Here is a 21683-nt window from a genome sequence, read left to right as displayed (position 1 = left end):
ACGCAAGGCTGGCTCAAGCTTGTAGTTACAGCAGGGTGTAAACCGATTTGCTTTCCAGGAACGGAGCAATACCTTCGAAGCCCGATTCGCGGCCCCAACCTGATTGTTTGAAGCCACCAAAAGGCATGGCTTTATCGAGAATGCCGTAGCAATTGATCCAGACGTTGCCGGCACGAATCAGTTTGGCTGCCCGGTGGGCGGTGGAGACATTGCTGGTATAAATGCCCGAACCCAGACCGTAAGGCGTGGCGTTTGCCAGGACCTCGAGTTCCTCCAGCCCATCGAAAGGCATTGCAGTGACCACCGGCCCGAAGATCTCTTCTTCTGCGATGGTCAGTGGCTTGCGGTCACGGTTGGCGAATACTGTAGGGCTGACGAAGAAGCCCTGCTCACCATGGCGGGTCCCGCCGCAAACCAGTTCGGCCCCTTCACCGATACCGCTTTCCACATACGACAGTACCCGGGCCATCTGTTGCGCTGAAACCAGAGGCCCCATCTGGGTCTGGGGATCGAGTCCACTGCCTAGGCGCATGGCTGCACCTACCCGGGCCACACCTTCGATGACTTTGTCGAAGATGCCGCGTTGGATGTAAAGGCGCGATCCGGCGAAACATACTTGCCCGCTGTTGGCGAAGATGGCCATTGCCGCTCCGGTTATGGCTTTCTCAAGATCGGCGTCGTCGAAAATGAACAGTGGAGACTTGCCGCCCAGTTCCAACGTGACGCGTTTGAGATTGCTCTGTGCCGAGGCGTGAACGAGTTTCTTACCAACAGCAGTGGACCCAGTGAATGTCAGCTTGTCGACATCCTGGTGATCCGCCAGGGCTTGACCCGCGATGTGGCCATAGCCGTTGACGATGTTGATAAGGCCCGCAGGAAACAGCTTCCATTCATCCAGTAATTGGGCCAGGCGCACTGCTGACAACGGGGTCTGCTCGGCAGGTTTGCAGACAATGCTGCAGCCGGCAGCCAGGGCGGGGGCGATCTTGTTGATCAGCACACCCAAGGGGGCATTCCACGGTGTGATCGAGCCGACTACCCCGACCGGTTCGGATTGGGTGTAAGCGTGCAAGTCGCGACCGTTGCCAGAGATATCCGCCGTCTGCCCATGCAGTTTGGTGACCATGCCTGCGTAGTAGCGCAAACCGTTGACAAGGCTGGCGATGGTCGCCTTGGCGAACATCAGAGGCATGCCATTGTCACGCGTTTCCAGTTCGGCGAACTCATCGGTATGGGCCGCGATGCGGTCCGCTAAGGTCCATAAAGTGTTGGCCCGATCTGCGGGCGCGATCTTGCGCCAGGCTCGTGAGTCGAAGCAGTCGCGGGCGGCGTGAACCGCCCGATCGATATCCTGCGCGTCGCCAGCCGCCACGTCCTTGATGCGCAAGCCTGTGGCAGGATCGACCACTTCGATGGACGCCGAGCCTGCCGAGGTTACGAATTCACCACCGATGTAATGCAGATGGTCGTGATCGACCTGATCATGCTTCGACATTGCAACCTCCTATCTAACGTAGTTAACTATGATCACTTATTAAACCATAGTGATGTGGGCGCTTGCTGGCAAGCCATATCGCAACGTGAGGAGAAGAGGATGGATGCAGAGCTTGAGGTGACGCGTGCAAATGATCATGTGCTGCTGGTCAGGATCAACCGGCCACATAAACGCAATGCCATCAATGGCGCGATCGCCCAAGGTATTGGTGCCGCGGTCAAGCTGTCCGAGGAGGACCCGAACATACGCGCGGTGGTGCTAGCTTCTACCGGCGAGCAGAGCTTCTGTGCCGGTGCGGATCTCGCAGAGGTGGCCGCCGGTAACCATGCAGCGCTGCTGACCGAGGCAGGTGGATTCGCCGGACTGATCCAGGCTTGCCGCACCAAACCGTGGATCGTTGCAGTAGACGCGCCGGCATATGGGGGGGGGCTGGAGATCTGCCTGGCGTGCGATCTGCTGGTGGCTTCCCGTCGGGCCAGTTTTGCACTGCCAGAGGTCAAGCGCGGCATCATTGCTGCAGGTGCTGGAGTGTTTCGTATGCCTCGGCGCATCGCTCCTGCGGTCGCGTGCGAGATGCTGGTGACTGGGGAGCCGATCTCTGCGGAACGCGCCTATGCACTGGGGTTGGTAAACCGCCTGGTGGATGAGGGTGGTGCGGTTCAGGCCGCTTTGGATATGGCCAACCAGATTGCCGAGTGTGCACCGGTGGCTGTACAGCAGAGCTTGAAGATTGCCCGAATGGCCCAGGATCTGGATGAACAGCAGTTGTTCGCCGCCATGCGTGAGGCTGGGCAAGTAGTTCGTCAGAGTGAGGATGCCAAGGAGGGCCCCAGGGCATTTCTGGAGCGTCGCAAACCGGTATGGGCCGGCCGTTGATCCATCGCCCGGCAGTTGGCCGGGAAAACCTGCAACTAACAGGAGCCTGGCGATGACATCCACACCTTTACCGCCGCTGCCCATAGCCCTGCCGATAGAAGCGTTGAACAGCCAAGTCGGGCCCGAGGTCATCGACCTCAATGGGCACATGGGGGCCTTGCATTACGTCGATCTTTTCCAGAAAGCCTTGCCGCCGCTATTTCGTCCGCTGGGGTTCGGCCCCGCTTATAGAGCGCGCGGGCTGACTATATTCCAGCGCGAAGCGCATATCGTCTACGAGCGTGAACTGAAACTGGGTGACCCGGTGGTCATTCGCAGCTGGCTCCTGGGTTTCGATCTCAAGCGGTTTTATCACTATCACGAAATGCGCAAGGGGGGTGAGGGCGCCTTGGTGGCAACCATCGAATATGTCTCGACCAGCGTCAGCCTCGAGACCCGGCGTTCGGCAGCGTTTCCGGCCGATGTAATCGAGCGCCTGGATAAGTTGGCTGATGGCTTTTCGGTGATCGAGCGGCCAGTCGGTGCGGGTCGGCTTCTGCGTGGCTGAAGGTTTCGGAGGTGGGATGACAGCGCATACAGGATCAATCTATACTAACTAGGTTATCTAAGTTATCTATTTGGAGCGGTTATGAACTTTTTCCCGGGCGATGAGGAAAACCGTTATCGCGACCAGATGCGAGAGTTGGCCGACAGCTACGGTTGGGCACAGATGCATGCCTTGCGTGAAGAAGTCGAGGCCATGAGCATCGAGCGTTATTCGATGACGTTTCAGAAGCAGTTGGCCGACCGTGGCCTCATAGGCCTGACCTGGCCAAAACCATATGGCCAAGAGGCACGGGTCGATCAGCAATTCCTCATGGCCGAAGAGCTGGAGTGCCAGGGCTTCCCTGGCTATGGCTTGACCACCAACCAGCGCGGCGGCGGCATGTTGTTGCGCAGCGGTTCGCCAGAGCAAATTGCCGAGCACCTGCCGCATATCGTCAACGCCGAGTGGACTTACTGCCAAGGCTTGTCGGAACCTGGTGCGGGTAGTGACTTGCTGTCATTGAAAACCCGTGCCGTGCGCGACGGTGATCACTATGTGGTCAATGGCGCCAAGCTGTGGACTTCTTCGGCGCATGTCTCTACCTGGTGCAGCTTGCTGGTGCGTACCGACCCGGAGCAAACCCGACACCGCGGCCTGTCCTTGCTGCTGGTCGACCTAAAATCACCAGGTGTGACAATTCAGCCGGTCTGGGTGATGGGTGGCTGGCGCGTCAATGCGGTTTTCTATGATGACGTACGGGTTCCGGTGAAGAATCTGGTGGGTGAGGAAAACCAAGGATGGCAGGTGATCACCGGCAATCTCGACGAAGAACGAGCCATGAGTTTTGGCGGTACGGAGACCCGCTTGCTGTGCGCACGATTGATTCATCGCCTTTCGGGCATGGCTGATCAGTTGTCAGAAAGCGATCTTGAAAAGCTAGGCCGTTTCATCATGGATCTGGAGGCCGATCGGCTGTTGTACCTGCGGGTTGGCCTCAGTGCCGCACGTGGTGAAGATACCTCCGGTACAGGGCCGATGAGCAAGGTACATGGATCGGAGCTGGCTCAGCGTTTCATCGAGTGGGCCACGGAGCTGATGGGACATCAAACCCTATACCAGGAAGGCGAAGACATACTTGCCCAGGATTTGGAGCAGCAGTTGCGCGTTGCGACCGTGTTGACCGTGATCGGCGGCACCAGTGAAGTTCAGCGCAACATTATCGCCAATCGCCAACTCCACCTGCCAAGGAGCAATTGAAATGCTGGATGAACGCTGGAGTGAAGAGGTCGAAGAGATTGGTGGCACGCTGCGTAAAGTGCTGGCAAAGCAGTGTAGTTCTGAGCAGGTACGTGCGGCGGAGGCGAGCAATGATGGTCTATCGCCGGCTGTGGCCGAGCATCTTTCGGCTTTTGGCCTGGATGACCTGGAGGCGGAACCTGATCTGTTCGCTCGTATTGCCTACGAACTGGGCCATGCGCTGGCACCGACCGCTTATGTCGAAACGATTCCTGTACTGGCGCTGACCGGTCGATCTAACGTGGCACTCGCATTCAGCGGTCCAGTGCCTGCGTCGGTGGCGCAAGTGGCTGTGATCCGGTCGCAAGGTGTTTATCTCGAAGCGCTTTGCGGCGATGCCCGGCGCACGACGGCGGGCGACTTGCTGGTTGAACACCAGCGCGGGCATGTGGATGGCCAGTGGTTGGGCGATTCCGATCTGGCGGATCGGCTGTCTCGTTATGCCGCTTTGGTGGATGCGGCGCGGATGACCGGCGCCGGCCAGGCTCTTCTGCAGTACGGCTTGGGCTATGCGAAGGAGCGCGAGCAATTCGGCAAGATCATCGGCAGCTACCAGGGGGTGGCCAACCGTTTGGCCAATGCCAGTGTGCTGCTGGACGCTGCCGAACTACTGGTTCGCAAGGCCGCCTTTACGGCACGCGCAGATGTGGGCGGTGATGGTGCGCCTTCCGCTGCATTTGCGATCATGGTCCGCGCCAAAGCGATCGAGGCTGCGCGCTCCGTTGCGACAACGGTGCATCAGACTTTCGGGGGTAATGGGTTTGCCATGGAATACGACGTGCAGTTGTATAGTCGCCGATTGCGCAGTTGGGCGAACCGGGGAGAGCGCCCTGGTGAGCGCTTGGCTGACTTGGCAAGATCAATGCTCGACCCTGGAAAGCGTGATCAGGTGCGCTTGCTCTGGCACCACGACCAAGGTATTCCGCTGCCGCGCTGGGCGCGTGAAGCAGACAAGGTCTGAGGCTGCGGCGTGGTGTGCGATCCTGATGAAATGCAGGCTACCTCCAAGCAGGTCCCGAGCCATTTTGTCGAGCCACGCATGCCACCCTCCGCTCCTGTTGCAAGTGGGCGATGGGCTCTCTTGCTGCGGTTCCTCCTGGCATGGTTACTGATGGTGCTGCTCTCGCTGGGATTGGACAGAAGCAGTTGAATACCCTGATGACCTTAATAACAAAAAGCGCCGGTCAACGACCGGCGCTTTTTGTTATATGTGTTGCAGGGCAAAGCTAAGCAGCTGCTGCCGAACCCAGCGCGCCAAGTAGGGTGTTGACTTCCATGACATGTTCGGCGGTCTTTACTAGGCGATCGACATCATCCGGGGCTGGCTGTAGAAATGCAGAAGGCGCCCAGGACCCATCTTCGGCTTGCCTGTCCTCGAACCACCCCACCATCCGCTTCAGGTGTGGCGTCCAGTCCCGCTGTACGTCGAGTGGATATAGGGCAGCTGCCCCCCAGCCGAATTTGCAGGCTTGGACAGATGACAGGTCGTCGAACTGGGCTGCGGTACCTGACAGGTTGCGCGCCAGCAGCGCTGATGCCAATTCCACGGGGTGTTTAAGCCCTTGGCTTCCAGCGTAGGCGCAAAGAAACACCGCTGCCATCCCGGGCGTGTAGAAGGTTTGGCGTGGCACATCGAAATCGGTAATCGCCAGCCACTCCAGCGCTTGCGCCGGTTGAGTCACCAGGTTCGCACCTTGGCGGAACGTATAGAACCGGCTACCGGCTGATGGTGGTTGCTGCTGCAGCAAATCCGTCAGCCAACGGTACACACCCTCGGCGATATCGTGCTGCCCGGTAATGACCGCAGCCTGCCCAGCCTGAGCGGTCGACAGTAAGTCGTGCAGGTCGGTGGCTCGGTCCTGTGGAGGCGCGATAGGAAACCCACCGGTTGCTGGATCCTGCAGCCGCCGTAAGGCACCCATCACTGATCGGGCGGTGTCATAGCGTTCGGTAAGCCAGGCGCCAATAGCAAAATGGGCCAGCGGATAGGCCAGGAAGCGGCCGCTACCATAAGCAGGGCCGGCAGTGAAGTTGCCATCACCGCACAACTGAGTGCGCTCGGCCCACGCCACAACTTGGGCGGCGGTGTCGGTCTCGCCTGATACGGCAAGCGCCCAGGGCACCCTGGCCCAGCCATTGCGTTTTTCGGCACCTACAGGTTTGCCAGTGGGGTCGATGTGCCTTAGCAGCCAAGCCACGCCCCGATCCCGCGAGGCGCGGGCTCGGGTGATGGCGTCGGCAAGATCGGCAGCAGCAAATCTGTTGTCGACGGCCATGACTCAACGCTCGCTGGATTTGGGAGTGAAGGTGGCCGGCATGCTCGAGATACCGGCGGTATTGGCGAACGAAGGGTAGTAACGCAGGCGTTCACGATCGATCTTGTAGTCAGGCATGTGAGTGATGACTGCCCTGACCATTTGGCGGATTTCAACCCGTGCCAGTGGCGCACCAAGGCAGCGGTGCTCGCCGCCCCCAAAGGAGAAATGCTCTTTGCCGTTAGGTCGATCGAGGCGCACCTCGGCAGGGCATTCGAACACCGCCGGGTCACGGTTGGCCGCTGCCCACGACAGCAGCACGCGGTCGCCTTGCTTAAGCTGTTGGCCGTTGAGCTCCATATCGCGAGCAACAGTGCGCGCCGTGCCGTGGTTAGGTGGATTCAAACGCAGGGTTTCTTCGATCAGGCGATCGAGTAATGCATCGTCTTCAAGCAGTTGCGTGTAAAGCTCGCGATTGTTCTCGAGCCACAGCAGCACGCTCAACGTCGCTGACATCACCGTGCCGAAGCCGCCGAAGATGGCCGCTGATAGCATGCCAACTTGCACATCCATCGTCAGCGGTTCGCCCAGCGCTTTTTTGGTTGCCAAGGCACTGAGGATGTCCTTGCGCGGGTTGGCCTTGCGCTCGGTCAACAGCTCACGCATCTTGGTCTGTACCTGACGAATTTCTTCTATCGGGTAATCGGGGTGGTCCGATGGCAGCAGCGATGCCTTGTGCGCTGAAAGCATGAATTCTTCCCAGCGCTCAGGGTCGATGCCCACCAGCTCCATGGTGGTCTTCGCCGCCACTCGCATTGCGAAGTCATAGGCAAAGTCCAGTTCACCGCGGTCGATAATGCGGGTAATGGCCTCCTCGACATGACGTTTGGCTACATCCGCCAACTGCCGCACGGCCATGGGGGCGAAAAACGGTGCCTCGATCAGGCGTCGAGCCGGGTGGATGGGCGGGTCCGACTCGGACAGCGCCAGGGTGTAGGGCAGTTCAGGGATCAGAATGCCCTTCGACCACGGCTTTTCTGGCGAGTTGTGCGCGGAGGAGAAGCTATCAGGGTCGCCGGCAGCACGTTTGACGTCTTCATGGCTGCTGAGGATCCAGTAACCGCCATGGGCTTCGGACCAGGCGACCGGACATTTGCTGGCGCGCTCTTGAGCCTTGACGTCCCAGTCGTCACGGTATTGGGGAGTGTGATGGTCGAAGTTGATGATGCATTTATCGGTCATGGCGGCTTACCGGTCGATTGTTGTTGTGTGTTCATCAGCGATGTACGTGCGCATGGACGCTCGGTCCATGAAGCGCTCCTCATCTTCGGCCAGCACCTGGCCTTCAGAGGAGCGGGCAAATGCCATGGTCTGCGCAAGTGCGTCGTGGTCGTCGAACCAGAACTCGGTCACGCAGTCGTAGGCAGGTTCAGGCTGGCCAGGGAACGAAGTCAGGAAGTTGCGACAGTAGTGACGCAAGTGTTTGAGTTTGCTTGCCGCCAGTGGCGCATGCGTCAACTCGTAATACTCGCGGAAGGCCTCGAAGCTAAGCGAGGGTTTGCGCTTGACCAACAGGATGAGCTTGACCATGGCTTACCGGCTCCGTTGCACGAGGTCGTCGAGGATTGGAAGGATGGCTTCGCAGAATCGGACAGGGTCATCCGACGGGGCGAAATGTCCCAGGCCTGGGAGTACGATGTGATCCACGCCGGGGATATGCCTTGCTACCGCGGCACCTCCGTTTTCTGGGTACAGTTGGCTGCCGTCGTACTCTCCAGTAACCACCACTACGGGTGTCTTGCGGGTGTCGATCAGGTGCCCGTCTTCGCGCAAATCGTGTTCGTTCATGAAGTAGTCGTTGTCCCCGGCGTAGACGCCCGGGTAGTTGGAGCGATACACCCAGTACACTTCCTGTGCCGAATACTCCGGGGCTTCAGGCGCTGTGGCAGCGAGGATCTTGGAGGCGAAAAAATCTGTCGAAGTAGTGGGCTTGCGATGAATGTCGTTGTTGTAGCGCCCCCTCGAGCGGATTTCATACCAACCGTTCAGTGCCACGAATGCTCGGTAGTGATCGGCATGGTGCGCGGCAAGGTCCAAAGCCAGTTGCCCGCCGACTGAGCAGCCCAGATAGATGGGGCGATCCAGCTCCAGGGTGTTGACGATGGCTGTGCTCCACTCCAGCAGTTCTTGCTTGGACGGTCGGTAGTCCTGTTCCCACCAACGCTCACCGGTGGGTGGTAAGGATTTGCCGTGGCTGGGCAGGTCCCAGGCAATCATGTGAAAACGCTTTTGCAGCTCAGGATTGGCCAGCATGTGACGGTACTGGCGGCTGTCAGCCCCGGCGGTGTGCTGCAAAACCAGGGTCACCGGGCCATGGCCAGCCTCTTCGTAGTACACCCGTGCTTTGGCATCGCCTTTGCGAACGAATACATAACGACCGATGGCGCAGTCGGTTTCCCAGTAGGGCTCGAACGCGGGGTCGGGGCGTTGGGCAGCGCCGGCAACGGCGTGGCGCAGAACGATGAACAGGCGTTGCAGTGCACCCTGATAGGGGGCCAGATGGCGTTCGAAATCGCCCTCCAGAGTACCGCCATGCATCTGCACCATCGACAGGCTCTCGTAACCGACCGAGGGTTGAACGACCAGTGCCTGAGTCCAGAAGCTGTCAGGGCCTTTGATTTCGATATCCGCTTGCGAACTCACATCTTTGCGGGTCGTCAGCATGCCGTCTGCCACCTGCAGGTGGATCGCCACATCTCCAAGCGCCAGGTGAATCGAAGCGCTCAAGTCGCGAAATTTGTAACGTAACTCGGCATCCTGCTGGGCAAGCTGGATGAAGTGTTCCACATCGATCTGCATGGTGTTGCCTCGGCTTTTTATTGTGTTTTGACAGCGGTATCAGCAGGCAGGTGCTGCATCGCTTTCGAAGAGTAGTATATTAAAGTCTTGGCGAAATCAATGGGCGAAATAAAGTACTGGCGGAGGGGCGTGGAGCAGGAAGTGGGCTACTTGGCTTTAAAGCCTTATATTTCAATCGGATAGATTTTGATGAGGGCGATAATTTTTTCGCCCTCACCTGGCCCGTCTGCGTGAATCGCGAAGGAGCGGGCTGAAGGAGGGAAGAGGATTATAGTTGCTCGAGAACTTTGAGTAGGATCTGGGCAATCGGGTTGTCAGTCGCTAATTCTGGTTTCAGCAGGGCTTCACGAATATCGGCGCGATCATCCACGGATAGGCTAGCGCGACGCAGGTAACGTGAGCAGGCTCCGATCATCTGTGCCGGGTCGGGCTGGACGACGCGTAAACCGCTCGCGCCGCCACGTCCCATTTCGACCACGCCCAGTCGCTCCAGTGACCGAATTGCTTCTCTGATGACTGCTCTGCCCACCTTGAAGCGCGTCATCAGGTCGGCTTCGGAGCCTAATACCAGGCCAACCGGCCAGCCAGCCTCGAGGATCTGCTGACGAAGACTGCGAGCGATATGTTCGGCTTTTTTCGGTGGCCGGCTTATAGGAAAAAGCGTGTCGACCCGTTCCAGGGCACCTTCGCGGGTAGAGGCCAGGGTAATCATCGCCGAGTGTTGGAAGACATGCTCGAAATGCTCCAAAAATTCGTCTTCCCACTCCTGTGCTCGCAAAAGATCTCCGTCTAGCAATGCCTCCACAGTACTGCAGGTCGAACGCGACATGGCGTGCATCAGCTTGCGGAACGCTACGTCATCCAGCGTTGAATACCAGCAAGCATGGATGAGGGTTTGGCCCATGGCGTGGATGAACAGGCTCAATGCAGGGTTGGCAGACAGGTCGATGAGTGTGCTGCGAAGCTGCGCAGTTGCCGCCAGCATTTCGCTGCCGAAGCTGTTTCCCACCGCTGCGAGCTGAACTGTCAGGCGTTGTCGGGCATGTTCGTCGAGGTGGCGGGCTGCCTGTTTTAGCAACAGCGACTCCAGTGCCCGGCGTGCCGCACGAATCTGGGCCGGGCTAGGCCCGAGGAATTCCAGATAGTTACTCAGACCCGTACGCACCGCGTCGAACAGGGTCGAAGCGACATACAGACCGCCGTTGCGGCCACGGCGTGACTCAACCATGCCGATCTGTTCCAGTAGGGCAATGGCTTCGCGTAGGCTCCATCGGCTGACCTGGGCCGCGGCGGCCAAGTCTGCTTCTCGCCCCAGCGGATAGCCGACAGGCCATGCCTCGACGACGATCCGATCTTCGATGAGCCCGGCAATACGTTCTGCCAGCTTGATTTTGGAGGAGGGTGCCGCCAGGGCTTTGCCGTAAAACTCCAGATAGGACAAAAGAGAGCTGCTCGCCATCGGCCTAGAGGTCCTCTGCCAATGGCTGCATGGCCACGTTCAGTCGCCGCAAAAGCTTGGCGAGTTCAGCCCATTCCTGCTGGCTAAGCTCGGCATAGGCGGCCTCTAGTTGAGGGCTGCGTTGGCTGCGAATGCGCGTCGCGAGCATCTGGCCCTTTCGGGTCAGCTTGGCAAGCCAGGCGCGCGCATCCTTGGGGTCGCGGATGCGCTTGACCAGCCCTGCCTCCTCCATCCGATCCAGGCGCCGACTCATGCCTCCGGCCGTAAAGCCCAATGCCTTTTGCAGGTCGGCCACCTGTGATGGAGGGCTGGAGGTGTTGTTTTCCAGCAGCAGTAGCACGTAGAAGTCGGAAACATGGATGCCGACACGTTCTGCACTTCGTTGCGCCAACTGACCAATGTCGGTGGCGATGTTCTGGATCAGAGCGATTGCGTTTCGTCGGTCCGGCTGTTGCTCATTCAAGAGAGAGGGTCGTTTGCTGATGAACGCTTCGTAGAAGCGGCTGGAAAGCTCGAGCTCCGCTTGCTCCGCCCGGCCGGCACGCCTGCTTGGTCCGCTGGCCAGGCTCGGGTCGTTATCGGCATGCAGCTTAGAAGCTTGGCGCTTGCGCACATTGGCTGTGTGTTCGTTCACGACGATTCCGATCAATGAGTATTGGATGGCGGGCTGCATTTCACCCTTTCTACCTAGCATCGAGAATACAACGATCGCTGGCTGTTTTGTGCAGGAGATCATCGCAAGCCGTGTGAGTGCAGTGGCGGGCATGGGAAACAAGGGCGCGAGAAGTCAGGCGATTTAGTTGACGCGTCAAATATTGCTCTACATACTCCGGGCAGTGACACCGCAAGCCTGCCGTACTTCCCCCTGCGGACGAGGATACAAGCGAGATGAGCGCTTCACTGCAACCGTCGTCACCCATTACAGCCAGCACGTTCGACATTGAGGGGACCTGGCGTCTGCTCGCCGTTGAAGCCTGGGTTGATGGCCAGCTGGCCGACCCGCATCTCAACGGCGTCCAGCCAAATGGCCTGATTCACTACCTTTCCGGCCAACGCATGGCGGTATTGATCGCGCACGATGGTAGGGCTCTGCTCTCCGGCGATCGCTATCGTTCTCCGCAAGCCGAGCTTGCTCAGGCGGCGGCGACGTTCACCGCCTATGCCGGTTGCTACACCCGTGAAGGGGCGAAGCTGGTGCATCACCTGCAAGTCAGCTCGTTCGAGAACGATGTCGGATCCGACTATGTGCGTTACATCGAGCTGGAAGGTGATTGCATGTGGCTGGTGTCACCCAAAGCCGTAGTGCAAGGCAAGGAACGGTGGGTCCGGTTGAAATGGACTCGCGTGTTGACTTCGGATGCGTGACGAGTCAGCGGTGACGCCTGCCAGGACGCTGTTCCAGAAGATCTGGGATGATCACCTGATCGAACGCAGACCTGACGGCTCCTGCTTGCTGGCGATTGATCGGCATATCGTCAACGAGGGCAGTAGTGTGCAGGCCTTCGTTGGGCTGATGGCGCAGGGTCGAAAGGTACGTCACCCTGGCAATATACTGGCGGTTGCTGATCATGTAACGCCGACGCTGACATCGCTGCGGCATGACCCACCTGAGCGTGCCAAGCGCATGATGGAGCAACTAGAGCGCAACGCAGCCTTCCACGGAATACCCTACATCCCATTCCTTGACGAGCGGCAAGGAATTTGTCACGTCATTGCTCCTGAACAAGGTTTTTCATTGCCAGGTACCACCCTTGTGTGCGGCGACAGCCATACCTCGACCTTGGGTGCATTCGGTTCTTTGGCATTCGGCATCGGCACCAGTGAAGTGGAGCACGTGCTAGCGAGCAGCACGGTGGTGCAGTGGCCGGCAAAAACCTATCGCGTGGTGCTGACCGGCCGACTGACGCCTGGTGTGACGGCCAAGGACTGCATCTTGGCGTTGATCGGTCATATTGGTACCGCTGGCGCCACCGGGCATGTCATCGAGTACGTAGGCGAAGCGGTATCGGCGATGTCGATGGAGCAGCGCATGACCTTGTGCAACATGTCGATCGAGGCGGGTGCACGCGCTGGGATGGTTGCGCCGGACCACAAGACGTTGGCTTATCTGAAGGGGCGTCCGCTTGCGCCACAGGGCCGACATTGGCAACAGGCTGCCGCCTGGTGGCGTTCGTTGGCTTCCGATGAAGACGCGGTGTTCGACCGTGAGTTTACGCTCGATGTCTCGCAGCTGGCGCCTCAGGTGACCTGGGGTACCTCACCGCAGGACGTCAGTCCGGTTGACGGCTACGTGCCTAGCCACAGTCGAGCCGAGGGGCAGGAGACGCCAGCCTTCGAACGTGCCTTGGATTACATGGGCCTTAGTCCAGGAATGGCCATCACGGACATCGCAGTCGACCAGGTATTCATTGGTTCTTGCACCAACGCCAGACTGTCGGATCTTCGCGAGGCAGCCCAGGTGATAGCTGGTCGACACGTCGCGCAAGGCGTTCGAGCAATGGTCGTCCCGGGTTCTGGGCTGGTGAAGAAAGCTGCTGAGGCTGAGGGCCTCGATCGTTTGTTCATCGCAGCCGGTTTCGAGTGGCGGGGGCCGGGCTGCTCGCTTTGCTGCGGGGGGGCCGATCGAGTCGATGCCGTGCTGCGCATCGCCTCGACTTCCAACCGCAACTTTGAGAATCGGCAAGGGCGAGGAGCCCGCACGCATCTGGTTAGTCCCGCCATGGCAGCCGCTGCGGCGTTGTTCGGCCATTTCGTCGATATTCGGCACCTGGACAGGGAGCACGAATGATGGAGCGGTTTGTGCGTGTTGATTCGATTGCCGTTCCGCTTGCGCTGAACAATGTCGATACCGACATGATTTTCCCCAGCCTGGGCGCCGAGCGGATGAACAGCCTGACGCTGGAGCGCAATAGCTCGTTCTACAAGGAAAATGGTTTTGCCAACCTGCGTTATGACAAACAGGGCAGCGTCGACCCAACATGCCTGTTCAACCTGCCGTGTTACCAGGGCGCACGTATTCTTTTGGCGTTGGAAAATTTTGCTTGTGGCTCTTCTCGTGAGATGGCCGTCTGGGCATTGCTCGACATGGGCTTCAGGTGTGTGATTGCACCCAGTTTCGGCGACATCTTCTTCTCCAATGCCTGTGCCAATGGTCTGCTGCCTGTACGCGTATCCCTTGCGTTCGCGAAAGCGGCCTTGCAGCAGGCTACCGACCAACCTGAAACGCGCTTCAGCGTCGACCTTCAGGCCCTTGAGGTGACTGCCGAGAGCGGCTTGCACGAAGGATTCAGCCTGGATGAGCACCGTCGCCAGCTGATGCTTCAGGGGATGGATGAGATCGGTTACACGCTCAAATCGCTCGCGGTCATTGAGCAGCATGAACAAGCTTTCAGAAAACGCAGGCCCTGGATGCATTGAGCCAACCTGATCGGGTTAGCCTGAGGGCTTGAAAAAGAGGCGGAGAAAAACAATGACAAATACCCCACAGCGCCACGTATGGACAGCGGTCGCCGCATTGATTGTGGCGGAGCTGGCCTTGAGCTATGAAATTTCAATGATTTTCGCGGCGGTGCCACGTTTGAGCGAGGTATTTGGCGATCACGCCAAAGCCGGGTGGTTGATCACTGGCTTCATGATGGTCTCGGCTGCATCTGCGGCTGTGGGTGGGCGGCTTGGCGATCTTTATGGCAGACGTCGCGTGCTGCAGTATGCGCTGGCACTGGCCGTGATCGGGTCTGCGATCAGTGCGCTGTCTAGCGATTTTGTCGGCGTTTTCATAGGGCGGACGGTGCAAGGTTGTGCAGCTTGTGTATTGCCATTGGGCATTGCATTGGTTCGCGAGGCTTTGCCGCCGCAGCGCGTGGCATTGGGGGTTGGTCTGTTGTTGGCCAGCGCCGCAACCGGTACCGGTGCAGGCTTGTTCCTGGGGGGATATATCGTCGACCGCTTCGATTGGCCGACCCTCTTCTATGTCAGCGGTGCATTGGCCCTGCTGGCCATGGTCATCGTGGCGATCGCCGTACCGAAATCGCTGACGCCAGCATCGCGCGAGTCTTTCGACATCGTGGGTGGTGTACTTTTCGTACCCGGCGTCGGCGGCGTGCTCTATGGGCTGAACGCGCTCAAGGAAAACAGTGTCAGCGATCCTCTAGTACTACTGCCGTTATCGCTTGGCATGCTGTGCCTGGCATCTTGGTACGCCTATGAACGTCGGCACGCCAGCCCATTGATCGATGTGCGGACGGTGTTCAGCGGGCAGGTCGGTTTGGCCAATCTGGTAATGGTGTTGATTGCCACTTCAGTGTTCCAGGTAAGCCTGCTGGGTTCGCTGCTGATCCAGCAGCCCGCTGAAACGGGTATCGGCTTCGGCAAGAGCGCGACCTTCTACGGGTTGGTGCACATGCCAGGCACATTGCTGGGCGTCATCTCTTCGCCAATTGCAGGGCATCTGGCTGGCAAGTTCGGAGCTCGTGGAGTGCTGCGCGGTGCCTGCCTGCTTAACGCGGCATGCTGGCTGCTGATGGCAGCAATGCCTGATCAGTTGTGGGTGGTCGTCGGCAGTATGGCTGTGATTGCCATGATGGGCGCTGCAATATTGACCAGCATCCCCAACCTCATCATCGAGAACGCCCCGGCTGCACGCACCGGGGAGCTGGTAGGGTTTTCCATCGTGGTGCGTAATCTGTCGGGTGGTGTCGGTGCTCAGGCTGCCGTTGCCGTGCTGATGATGTCCGCAGTCACACTGGGTGGACGCCAGTACCCCTCGGCTGAGGCCTATCAGTTGTTGTTCGGCGTTTTCGCCGGAACTGGCCTGCTGGCCGCATTGATCCTGCACAAAACCCGTCGACATGCTGCCAACGTGAGTACCCGTCAGGTGCAGCCTTAGTGAGCGTCGACAATACCTGGACAGGGCCTGTTACCCAAGCACTGCTCGACGCCAGCAGGTCTATTGCCGACCAGGCGTTGCCCAATGCCCGGCAGCGGGCGGCTTGTTGTCTACTCGATTGGCTTGGTGTGACCTTGGCAGGCAGCGATCATGCGTTGGTCACAGTGCTGGCCAACGATGCCATTGCCGAGCACGGCGTGGGCGAATGGCGGTTGCCAGGACGTGTTGAGCGGGTCCGGTTGCGCGATTTCGTGCTGGTCAGTGGTGTGGCCGGCCACGTCCTCGATTACGACGATGGGCTTGCACCGATGATGGGCCATCCCTCGGTCGCCATCTTGCCGGCGTTACTGGCTGTGGCCGTTGGACAGGCATGCAGCGGTGCAGAATTGCTAGACGCCATCGTGCTCAGTGTCGAGATGGCTGCTCGCGTGGGTTTGCTGATGAGCGAACAGCACTATGAGCGTGGGTTCCATGCCACCGGTACGCTTGGGGCGATCGCCGCCGCCGCCGGCTGTGCGCGGTTGTTGCGCCTCGGGGAGCAGCAAAGCTTGATCGCCATCGGTCTAGCGGCGACCCGTGCAGCAGGCCTTAGGGCTTCGTTTGGCACGGGTGGCAAGGCGCTACATGCAGGTTGGGCTGCGCTCAATGGTTATACCGCAGCTCGATGGGCGCAACGTGGCTACGATGGGCCACTGGACATCCTTGGCGACCGCTGCGGCATGCAGGCATTGGCCGGTGAGCTGGATGTTCGTTCGGCGCTGGCACCACCAGTGGATGGCTCACATATGATGGCGGTAACGTTCAAACAGTTCGCTTCGTGCGGATTGACCCATCCAGCCATCCGTGCCGCCTTGCACCTACGTTCCACCCATGCGTTGCAAGAGCGGGATATCGAGCAGGTACAGGTGTGGGTCAATCCACGCCTGCAAACCATATGCACTATCGACACGCCGCTTACAGGATTGCAGGCGAAATTCAGCCTGCGAGCAACTGTCGCGATGGCATTTTCAGGCGTGGATATGTCCGCTCCTGCGGCCTTCAGCGATGCCTCGGTAAACACCGTTGAGCATCTTGCCTTGCAAGCGCGGGTAGGTGTCCTGCTCGACGAAGGTTTGCCCCTCAATGGCTGCAGGCTTGTCGTGAGGGCCCGCCAGTTTGAGTACCTGGAGACGGGGACCTCGACAGCCAAAGGTTGCTCATCGCACTTGCTGCAAGGCCTGTTGAAAAAGTTCGACAGCTTGGCAAGCCAGATCGTCGGCGCCCGGCGAAGCAGCGAGTTGGCATCCTCCATTATGGGTATCGCCCACGCCGACCTGGTGCAGTTTATTCTCGATTGAATAACGGCATTCAGATTTATAAAAAGCTTTAAAAACAAAATATTACGTTCTTGTATCGGTAATTTAGTTGACGTGTCACATATATTGGCCAATGATCGAAGCACCACACCTGCGAAGGGGGCGATATGCAACGTTACGACTTGGTGATTCGAGGCGGTCTTGTTGTCGATGGCAGTGGCGGACAGCCATACACGGCGGACGTGGGTGTGCGTGGCTCGCGGATTGAAGCCGTGGGTTACATCGCGCAAGCGGGCCATGAGGAAATCAACGCGAAGGGTAAGATCGTGACGCCCGGCTTCATTGATCTGCACACGCACTTGGATGGCCATGTGACGTGGGAGTCGATGCTGTATCCGGTGACAGGTCACGGTGTCACTACAGTGGTAACGGGCAATTGCGGTGTGGGTTTTGCACCTGCCCGCAAAGAGGACCATGACACCATCATCCGCTTAATGGAGACGGTGGAAGACATCGACTACGCAGACCTGGCCGAGGGATTACCCTGGACCTGGTCTTCCTTTCCCGAATACCTCGATACCCTTGAGCAACGGCAATTCAACATGGACGTCGGTACATTGCTACCGCATTCAACGTTGCGTGCTTATGTAATGGGGGAACGCAGCCTGAGCGAACCGGCAAGTGCCGCTGACCGCGAACAGATGGCTGCGTTGGCTGCGGCTGCTGTACAGGCAGGGGCGCTTGGCTTTGGCACCTCTACCCTGCGCGACCAGAAAACCAGCGATGGCCGCCACATACCGAGTGTGCATGCAGATGAAGCGGAATTCACCGCCATTGCCCAAGGCATGGCGCAGGCGGGGCGCGGAGTGATCCAGACGGCGGTGGAATTCAACCAGTTCCCGCTCGCCTGCGAAGAGTTGGAAATGTTCGTTCGAGTAGGGAAGGCCAGTGGGCGACCGGTGATGTTTTCGCTCAAACAGACCAACAAAACGCCTGATGGTTGGCGTGAGTTGCTGGCAATCAGCGACCGTGCGAATGCCGACGGGGTCACCTTGTATCCACAGGTGCTCGGCCGCCCCACGGGCGCGATCATGGGCTTGCAGACGACCATGCATCCTTTCTCCCGCTGCCCGAGCTTCGCCCCGCTCAAGGGCCTTGAGCTGACACAGAAGGTTGAGGCCATGCAGTCCTCCGAGTTGCGCCGGAAACTGTTGGCCGAGGAGGCTGAGGCACAGCTCAAGCGTCCTGAACGGGTACGCGGTTACCGTTTCGTGTTCCCTTTCAATGATCCACCTGATTACGAACCCAAAGCTAGCGAGAGCCTGCAGGCCCAAGCCGAAGCCTGTGGCGTACCGGCAGCAGAACTGATCTACGATTTGTTGCTGGAAAAAGACGGCAAGCAATTGCTACTGCTGGCTGGGGGTAATTTCGCCGATTACTCGTTGGAGGCGGCACGGGCGATGCTTGAAAACCCATACAGTGTGCCGGGCCTGGGCGATGCGGGGGCGCACTCGAGCATCATCTGCGACTGCAGCATATCGACGTACATGTTGAGCTACTGGACCCGGCAGCGCACGCGAGGGCCGAAACTGCCTCTGCCCCAGGTGGTCAAGTGGTTGACCAGCGACTCGTGCCGCACGCTCGGTCTGGATGACCGCGGGCTGATCAAGGAAGGCCTCAAGGCCGACATCAATGTCATCGACTATGAGCGCCTGTCGCTTCACCTGCCACGGCTGGTCCACGACCTTCCGGCCGGAGGCGCACGTCTTGTGCAGGGTGCGACTGGGTATGTGGCGACGGTGGTCAGTGGACAGATCGTGCACCGGCATGATCTGCCGACCGGAGCGCTGCCTGGCCGCCTGGTACGTTCTGCCAGGCGTAACAGGGGAGAACGATGATGCCTGAACTCAAACCCAGCGATGCATTGGATTACCAGAGGGAGGATGGCTGGCCTGCGGTCACGAAAAAAGGCTGGCAGGCCGACGAGTTCGATACCGCGGCTGCGACGGTCAGTTTCACCTCAACGCAACTGGCGGTGATGCTGGAACTGGTTGAGCGCAGCAAGCGCCTAGACCTGGCCGTCACGCAGATCACCCGGGAATTCTTCGACCATCCAGTGCTGCACGCGGCGTTAGCCAGCTGGGTCAGCCGCTTCAAGCAAGGTCAGGGATTGTTGGTGATCAAAGGCTTCCCCGTGGCCGAGTTGCCGCTGGATGATATCTGGCGGATGTATTGGGGCATCGGCGCGCATTTCGGCATCGGGGTATCACAGAATCTTCAAGGCCAGTTGCAAGGTACCGTGACGGTCCAACCTGGTGTGGTCGGTGAAAGGGTGTATGGCGTCGCGTCCGAAGCGCCCTTGCACAGTGATCGTATCGACATACTGTCGCTGCTGTGTATTCACCGCGCCAAACAAGGCGGCGAAAACGCATTTGTCAGCTCGCTCAAGGTGTGGGAACTCATTGAATCCGAGCGCCCTGACCTGCTGCCGATCTTGCTCAAAGGATTTCCGCAAGTCCGCAACGGGGAACAGCCGGAAGGCGACAGCCCTGTCACACCCTATCGGGTACCCATTTTCGGTGAAGCTCAGGGTGTGCGTTCTTGCTACTTCGGGGGCAACGCCATGTTGCCTAGTGTCGAGCGTTCGTTCAGCGAATTGCTTGACGAGAAGGACAGGGCTGCACTGACCTATCTCGGTGAGGTGCTACAGCGGCCGGAGCTTCGACTCAAGCAGATGCTCGAGCCAGGAGAGGCGGTGTTCATCAACAACATGGAGATGCTCCATAGCCGCACGGCATTTATCGACGGAGACGGTCCTGGGCAAAAACGCTTGCTGCTACGCATGTGGCTGCAAGGCCGCCCATGCAGGCCTATGCCACGCGATATGCGGGTCCTGAACAACCGTTCTGGCATGTTGGGTATCGAGCCTCGCTAGGCGTGCCGCAAGGCGCCGGCGGCCATCGAAATCATTTTACACAAGGTTATTTTTAGTATAACTATGATAACGTAGTTATATAGGTTGCGCTTTGCATGTTTGTACAATAACAACAGAGACGACATGAATATGACCGCACGCCCGCTTCCCTCGCTCGGAGTCATGATCTGTGACCCTCCGGCCTCTTTCTTTCTCTTCTTGGTAGACAAACCCGCCAGGCGCCGCCTGCGCCCGTCCGGCGCAAGCTGAAGGCAAAACCTGCGTCTTGGTATTCGGCGCTTTCCATCTCTCTACCGCTCACAGCGACCAACTGCTGCTCTGTGCCTGCCGGTGTGCATCCGGCTGCAAGCGGCAGAGCTGGTCTGCTTCACATCGTGGTTCTACAACAACAAGAGGACGCATTCCCATGAACAGCAACGTCACGATATCGCTCGCCTTGCTTTCACTCTTCGCCAGCACCGCCCAGGCTAACGTCAGCGCCGAGGAAGCGGCAAAGCTGGGAACCACCTTGACGCCTTGGGGCTCTGAAAAAAAGGGCAACGCGGATGGCACCATCCCCGAGTACACAGGTGGCATGACACAGCCTCCCGCCAACTACGTGAAAGGGTCAGGGCGCTGGGTAGACCCGTTTGCCGAGGAAAAGCCGCTGTTCTCGATTAACGCGAAAAATATGGCCCAGTACGGAGACAAGCTGACACCAGGAGTACAAACGCTGATCAAGCGCTGGCCGGATACCTATCGCGTCGATATATATCCGACCCACCGCACCTATCCGCAGATGAGCGCCGAACGTGCGGCCGCCACGTTGAAGAATGCGACTAACCCAGAGTGCAAGACGGTCGCCAATGGGGTGGGCATAGCCGGATGCAGCAACGGTGTGCCATTCCCGATTCCCAGCGACGGTTACCAAGTGATGTGGAATCATGCCTTGCGAGAGAGGATGCCAGGCGGCTTCGAGGGGCGCGGCACCAACCTGGTCGTCGACGCGGCTGGCAATCTGGCCACGCCTCAGGTTTTTAGTCTCTATGGCACTTCACCCTATTGGTCAGGAAAGAATGATTACTACTACTACAGCCTGACCACGACGTTGTCTCCCGCACGCGATGCGGGTGGTAAATTGCTGATCTGGTATCCACTGCGTTATGACGAGAAGGATCAACGTAGCTGGAGCTACAGCACCGGCCAGCGCCGTGTGCGTCTGGCCCCTGAGTTTTCCTATGACACGCCGATCACCCAGCTGGGGGGTGTGCTGTTCTTCGATGAGGCGAACATGTTCGCGGGGCGGATGGATCGTTTCGACTTCAAACTGGTTGGCAAACAGGAGATGTATGTGCCGGCCAATGCCTACAAGACAGTCATCGCTCCGATCAACCATGTCATAGGGAAGCAACATGTGAACCCTGATGACATGCGTTGGGAGTTGCGCCGGGTGTGGGTCGTAGAGGCGTCGTTGAAGAATGGGATGCGCCACGCGGCGTCCAAGCGCCGGTACTACATCGAGGAAGATAGCTGGTCGATTGTCGCCAGCGAAGGCTATGACCAAGGCGGTAAAGTCTTCCGTGTTTTGCTGGGCCATATGGGGTCCAACTACGTGTCCGGCATGGGCAGTGTGGACTTCGTATCATCGTTGACCGGCTATGATCTTGCTCGAGGCGGCTATACCTTCGTTGCCAGCCAGGGTGACCCGAAGGCGTATTACCTGCCTGTGGACAAATTGCCGAACAATGTGTTCACGCCGGAGACCATGGCCGGGCGTGGTGTACGCTGATTAGGAGGCGGAGGGGGAAGCGAACGCTTCCCCC

19 protein-coding genes are annotated in these 21683 nt (G+C 58.8%); 12 read left to right on the top strand and 7 right to left on the bottom strand.

Annotation, left to right across the window (positions count from 1 at the left end; all coding sequences use genetic code 11):
* Positions 1-25 precede the first annotated feature (25 nt).
* Positions 26-1495, bottom strand: a complete 1470-nt coding sequence (locus ACKLLE_RS03225) for an aldehyde dehydrogenase family protein (protein ID WP_420056797.1) — start codon at positions 1493-1495, stop codon at positions 26-28.
* On the opposite strand from ACKLLE_RS03225, the gene ACKLLE_RS03220 reads away from it, so the two are divergent.
* The 4 genes from ACKLLE_RS03220 to ACKLLE_RS03205 all read left to right on the top strand — a co-directional run bounded on the left by ACKLLE_RS03220 (position 1469) and on the right by ACKLLE_RS03205 (position 5154).
* A complete protein-coding gene (locus ACKLLE_RS03220) occupies positions 1469-2371 on the top strand; it encodes an enoyl-CoA hydratase-related protein (protein ID WP_420056796.1) in 903 nt (300 codons plus the stop codon). The two genes, ACKLLE_RS03225 and ACKLLE_RS03220, sit on opposite strands and share 27 nt — an antisense overlap.
* Before the next feature lie 52 nt (positions 2372-2423).
* Positions 2424-2918: a thioesterase family protein gene (locus tag ACKLLE_RS03215; RefSeq protein ID WP_420056795.1), complete on the top strand. Its 495-nt coding sequence runs from the start codon at positions 2424-2426 to the stop codon at positions 2916-2918.
* A gap of 81 nt (positions 2919-2999) precedes the next feature.
* A complete protein-coding gene (locus ACKLLE_RS03210) occupies positions 3000-4154 on the top strand; it encodes an acyl-CoA dehydrogenase family protein (protein ID WP_420056794.1) in 1155 nt (384 codons plus the stop codon).
* Position 4155: 1 nt separating this feature from the next.
* Positions 4156-5154, top strand: a complete 999-nt coding sequence (locus ACKLLE_RS03205; protein WP_420056793.1) for an acyl-CoA dehydrogenase family protein — start codon at positions 4156-4158, stop codon at positions 5152-5154.
* Between the two features lie 265 nt (positions 5155-5419).
* Here the strand turns inward: ACKLLE_RS03205 and ACKLLE_RS03200 are convergent, their stop codons facing one another.
* From ACKLLE_RS03200 to ACKLLE_RS03175, 6 genes are all read right to left on the bottom strand, one after another.
* On the bottom strand, positions 5420-6469 hold the full coding sequence (locus ACKLLE_RS03200; protein WP_420056792.1) for a hypothetical protein: 1050 nt from the start codon (positions 6467-6469) through the stop codon (positions 5420-5422).
* A gap of 3 nt (positions 6470-6472) precedes the next feature.
* Entirely contained in the window at positions 6473-7690 is a 1218-nt protein-coding gene (locus tag ACKLLE_RS03195; protein WP_420056791.1) for a cytochrome P450, read from the bottom strand.
* A gap of 6 nt (positions 7691-7696) precedes the next feature.
* Positions 7697-8038 (bottom strand): EthD domain-containing protein, encoded by a 342-nt coding sequence (locus tag ACKLLE_RS03190; protein WP_420056790.1) that lies wholly within the window; start codon positions 8036-8038, stop codon positions 7697-7699.
* Positions 8039-8041: 3 nt separating this feature from the next.
* Positions 8042-9307, bottom strand: coding sequence for an alpha/beta fold hydrolase (locus ACKLLE_RS03185; RefSeq protein WP_420056789.1), 1266 nt, complete (start codon positions 9305-9307; stop codon positions 8042-8044).
* Positions 9308-9575: 268 nt separating this feature from the next.
* A complete protein-coding gene (locus ACKLLE_RS03180; protein ID WP_420056788.1) occupies positions 9576-10766 on the bottom strand; it encodes a FadR/GntR family transcriptional regulator in 1191 nt (396 codons plus the stop codon).
* A gap of 4 nt (positions 10767-10770) precedes the next feature.
* A complete protein-coding gene (locus tag ACKLLE_RS03175; RefSeq protein WP_420056787.1) occupies positions 10771-11439 on the bottom strand; it encodes a MarR family winged helix-turn-helix transcriptional regulator in 669 nt (222 codons plus the stop codon).
* Positions 11440-11654: 215 nt separating this feature from the next.
* Between ACKLLE_RS03175 and ACKLLE_RS03170 the strand changes: the two genes are divergently transcribed.
* The 8 genes from ACKLLE_RS03170 (at position 11655) to ACKLLE_RS03135 (ending at position 21649) form a co-directional block, all read left to right on the top strand.
* Positions 11655-12131, top strand: coding sequence for a lipocalin-like domain-containing protein (locus ACKLLE_RS03170; protein WP_420056786.1), 477 nt, complete (start codon positions 11655-11657; stop codon positions 12129-12131).
* On the top strand, positions 12124-13554 hold the full coding sequence (leuC, locus tag ACKLLE_RS03165) for a 3-isopropylmalate dehydratase large subunit (protein ID WP_420056785.1): 1431 nt from the start codon (positions 12124-12126) through the stop codon (positions 13552-13554). The genes ACKLLE_RS03170 and leuC overlap by 8 nt, the downstream gene beginning before the upstream one ends.
* On the top strand, positions 13551-14183 hold the full coding sequence (gene leuD / locus ACKLLE_RS03160; protein WP_420056784.1) for a 3-isopropylmalate dehydratase small subunit: 633 nt from the start codon (positions 13551-13553) through the stop codon (positions 14181-14183). The genes leuC and leuD overlap by 4 nt, the downstream gene beginning before the upstream one ends.
* 52 nt (positions 14184-14235) lie before the next feature.
* Positions 14236-15651 (top strand): MFS transporter, encoded by a 1416-nt coding sequence (locus tag ACKLLE_RS03155; protein ID WP_420056783.1) that lies wholly within the window; start codon positions 14236-14238, stop codon positions 15649-15651.
* Positions 15651-16988 carry an MmgE/PrpD family protein gene (locus ACKLLE_RS03150; RefSeq protein WP_420056782.1) on the top strand — a complete coding sequence of 446 codons (1338 nt, stop codon included), beginning with the start codon at positions 15651-15653 and terminating at the stop codon, positions 16986-16988. The genes ACKLLE_RS03155 and ACKLLE_RS03150 overlap by 1 nt, the downstream gene beginning before the upstream one ends.
* A gap of 125 nt (positions 16989-17113) precedes the next feature.
* Entirely contained in the window at positions 17114-18844 is a 1731-nt protein-coding gene (locus tag ACKLLE_RS03145) for an N-acyl-D-amino-acid deacylase family protein (protein WP_420056781.1), read from the top strand.
* Positions 18844-19881 (top strand): TauD/TfdA family dioxygenase, encoded by a 1038-nt coding sequence (locus ACKLLE_RS03140; RefSeq protein WP_420056780.1) that lies wholly within the window; start codon positions 18844-18846, stop codon positions 19879-19881. Before ACKLLE_RS03145 ends, ACKLLE_RS03140 begins: the two co-directional genes overlap by 1 nt.
* A 406-nt stretch (positions 19882-20287) precedes the next feature.
* Entirely contained in the window at positions 20288-21649 is a 1362-nt protein-coding gene (locus ACKLLE_RS03135; protein WP_420056779.1) for a DUF1329 domain-containing protein, read from the top strand.
* Positions 21650-21683: the final 34 nt, after the last annotated feature.

The organism is Pseudomonas bharatica, assembly GCF_048586865.1.
In the GTDB taxonomy this organism is placed as follows: domain Bacteria; phylum Pseudomonadota; class Gammaproteobacteria; order Pseudomonadales; family Pseudomonadaceae; genus Aquipseudomonas; species Aquipseudomonas bharatica.
The sequence above is the reverse complement of the archived record's forward strand: the minus strand, read 5'-3'. Positions and strand labels throughout refer to the sequence as shown.

Coding starts and splice junctions, on each gene's coding strand:
- ACKLLE_RS03225 (WP_420056797.1), bottom strand. CDS start 1,495: ATGTCGAAGCATGATCAGGTCGATCACGACCATCTGCATTACATCGGT.
- ACKLLE_RS03215 (WP_420056795.1), top strand. CDS start 2,424: ATGACATCCACACCTTTACCGCCGCTGCCCATAGCCCTGCCGATAGAA.
- ACKLLE_RS03210 (WP_420056794.1), top strand. CDS start 3,000: ATGAACTTTTTCCCGGGCGATGAGGAAAACCGTTATCGCGACCAGATG.
- ACKLLE_RS03205 (WP_420056793.1), top strand. CDS start 4,156: ATGCTGGATGAACGCTGGAGTGAAGAGGTCGAAGAGATTGGTGGCACG.
- ACKLLE_RS03200 (WP_420056792.1), bottom strand. CDS start 6,469: ATGGCCGTCGACAACAGATTTGCTGCTGCCGATCTTGCCGACGCCATC.
- ACKLLE_RS03195 (WP_420056791.1), bottom strand. CDS start 7,690: ATGACCGATAAATGCATCATCAACTTCGACCATCACACTCCCCAATAC.
- ACKLLE_RS03190 (WP_420056790.1), bottom strand. CDS start 8,038: ATGGTCAAGCTCATCCTGTTGGTCAAGCGCAAACCCTCGCTTAGCTTC.
- ACKLLE_RS03185 (WP_420056789.1), bottom strand. CDS start 9,307: ATGCAGATCGATGTGGAACACTTCATCCAGCTTGCCCAGCAGGATGCC.
- ACKLLE_RS03180 (WP_420056788.1), bottom strand. CDS start 10,766: ATGGCGAGCAGCTCTCTTTTGTCCTATCTGGAGTTTTACGGCAAAGCC.
- ACKLLE_RS03175 (WP_420056787.1), bottom strand. CDS start 11,439: ATGCAGCCCGCCATCCAATACTCATTGATCGGAATCGTCGTGAACGAA.
- ACKLLE_RS03170 (WP_420056786.1), top strand. CDS start 11,655: ATGAGCGCTTCACTGCAACCGTCGTCACCCATTACAGCCAGCACGTTC.
- leuC (WP_420056785.1), top strand. CDS start 12,124: ATGCGTGACGAGTCAGCGGTGACGCCTGCCAGGACGCTGTTCCAGAAG.
- leuD (WP_420056784.1), top strand. CDS start 13,551: ATGATGGAGCGGTTTGTGCGTGTTGATTCGATTGCCGTTCCGCTTGCG.
- ACKLLE_RS03155 (WP_420056783.1), top strand. CDS start 14,236: ATGACAAATACCCCACAGCGCCACGTATGGACAGCGGTCGCCGCATTG.
- ACKLLE_RS03145 (WP_420056781.1), top strand. CDS start 17,114: ATGCAACGTTACGACTTGGTGATTCGAGGCGGTCTTGTTGTCGATGGC.
- ACKLLE_RS03140 (WP_420056780.1), top strand. CDS start 18,844: ATGCCTGAACTCAAACCCAGCGATGCATTGGATTACCAGAGGGAGGAT.
- ACKLLE_RS03135 (WP_420056779.1), top strand. CDS start 20,288: ATGAACAGCAACGTCACGATATCGCTCGCCTTGCTTTCACTCTTCGCC.